The organism is Sutterella sp. (genome assembly GCF_030539355.1).
Lineage (GTDB): Bacteria > Pseudomonadota > Gammaproteobacteria > Burkholderiales > Burkholderiaceae_F > Sutterella.
The window spans coordinates 1-1838 of record NZ_JAUNSF010000196.1; the positions used below are offsets into that span (position 1 = coordinate 1).

The following is a 1838-nucleotide window of genomic DNA, read 5'->3' on the forward strand; positions in this document are numbered from 1 at the left end:
GCAGAACCTGCCGAAAGTACGAGTTGATAAAATTTCCTGCTTCTCCACAGATTTTTTTGCCTCCCCCGCACTCAGACATGTCCAAGCAGTCGAAGCAGCCCAAGCAGATCCAGCCGTCCCCGCAGCGCCCCGTCCTCTACAACCCCAAGCTCGTCTGCGCCGCCGCGCTTCTCTTCACGCCGGTCTTCGGCGCCGCGCTCCAGGCGCGCAACTGGACCGAGCTCGGCAAGCCAGACCAGGCGATCAGCAGCCGCATGTGGATCCGCACCTCGGTCTGGATGATCATCATGCTCGTGGTGATGCAGACGCTCTTCCGCAATGAGCCGGTCATGGACTGGATCGGCCCGTACTTCCTCATCGTGATCTGGGGCGCCTGGATGCTGCTCTCGGGCTGGAGGCAGCTCGCCTACGTCAACCAGACGGTCGGCAAGGACTACGAGAGCCGCCCGCTCGGGCGCCCGATCATGCTCGGCGCCTTCGGCTGGCTCTTCTACATGCTGATCACCTTCACGATCACCGTGGGCCTCGCGCTCACGGGCATCGACCCGCTCCCGGGCCAGAACCAGCCCGCCTCAGAGGAGAGCCCCGGCGTCATCCTCCGCATCCCCGAGGGGAGCGACAAGGTCGTCGTCGAGCCCCTGCCGCCCGAGGCCGCCCAGAAGCCCGCTCCCTGACACCCCGCCCAGCACAATGCCCAAGCGTCCGGACGAGCGCTTCACCATCCCCCGGCCTGAGGCCTTCACCTTGCCGGTGCTTGACCTCCTCGGGGGCGTCGCCCGGCCGAGAGTGCTCACGGGCGCCGAGGCGATCGCCGAGCTCGGACGCATCGAGGAAAAGGCCCGCGCGGGCGACCCGGCGGCGCAGGCCGAGCTTGCCCGGCGCCTTCTCACGGAGGACCCGGACGCGCGGAAAAACCGCCGCGCGCTGCTGCTGCTGAAAAAATCCGCCGCCTCGGGCAACCCCGAGGGGCTGCACCTGCTCGCGCTCGTGCACCTCCGCGGCCAGGGGCTGAAACAGAACCTCCCCGAGGGCGTGAGGCTCCTCGAGACCGCCGCCTACAAGGGAAACCGCGATGCCGCGCGGGACCTCGCCCGCGCCGCGGCCGAAGGCATCGGCATGGCGCCCGATCCCGGGAAGGCGCTCTACTGGCTGAGAATCGCGGGCGCCCAGGGCGACAGCCCGAGCTCGCTCGCCGCCGGGCGCGCCTGCCGCGACAGCTCCGGGACGCAGAAGAACGACCGCGAGGCCGAGAAATGGCTCGAACGGGCCGCTCAGGGCGGCGTCGCCGAAGCGCAGTACGAGCTCGCGGAACTCAAGCGCCGCTCGCCCGAGGTGCGCGACCCCGCCGCCTCGAGGCGCTGGATGCGCGAGGCGGCCTTCTCCGGCATCGTTGACGCGCAGTTCCGCACGGGTGTGGCGAGCTGGTCGGGCGCGGGCGGCAGCGTCGACCAGCGAGAGGCCGTCCGCTGGCTCTGCCGCGCCGCCGAGGGCGGGTCGGCAAAGGCCGCCTCGATGCTCGCGGGCTTCTTCATGACCGGCAACGGCCTCCCTCTCTCCCCGGTCCGCGCCTGGGCGCTCTTCCTGCTCGCCGATGCGTTGGGCGACACGGGGGCCGCCGCCATGGCCTCGATGCTCGAGCGCCAGATTCCTCAGCCGGAGCTCGACGCCGCCCGCGCGTGGCTCGAGGCCGAGAACGCGCACGCGTTCCTCGAGACAGTCATCCCCCGCAGCGAGCGCTGACGGGGCGTTCCACAGGCCCGCAGCGGACGTGTCCCGCCTTCCGGGCAAAAAACGGATATGAAGGTGAGCAGGTCCTTCACCCTCTATGATGAAAGCAG

General features: G+C 69.7%; 2 protein-coding genes. Both read left to right on the plus strand.

What is annotated here, in order from left to right; genetic code table 11:
* Window positions 1-77: 77 nt before the first annotated feature.
* Window positions 78-674: a hypothetical protein gene (locus Q4F91_RS13465; RefSeq protein ID WP_303338245.1), complete on the plus strand. Its 597-nt coding sequence runs from the start codon at window positions 78-80 to the stop codon at window positions 672-674.
* Window positions 675-690: 16 nt separating this feature from the next.
* Window positions 691-1740, plus strand: coding sequence for a tetratricopeptide repeat protein (locus tag Q4F91_RS13470; RefSeq protein ID WP_303338246.1), 1050 nt, complete (start codon window positions 691-693; stop codon window positions 1738-1740).
* Window positions 1741-1838 lie beyond the last annotated feature (98 nt).

Excerpts from the sequence above, each read along its gene's own strand:
- Q4F91_RS13470 (WP_303338246.1), top strand. The coding sequence starts at position 691 with ATGCCCAAGCGTCCGGACGAGCGCTTCACCATCCCCCGGCCTGAGGCC.
- Q4F91_RS13465 (WP_303338245.1), top strand. The coding sequence starts at position 78 with ATGTCCAAGCAGTCGAAGCAGCCCAAGCAGATCCAGCCGTCCCCGCAG.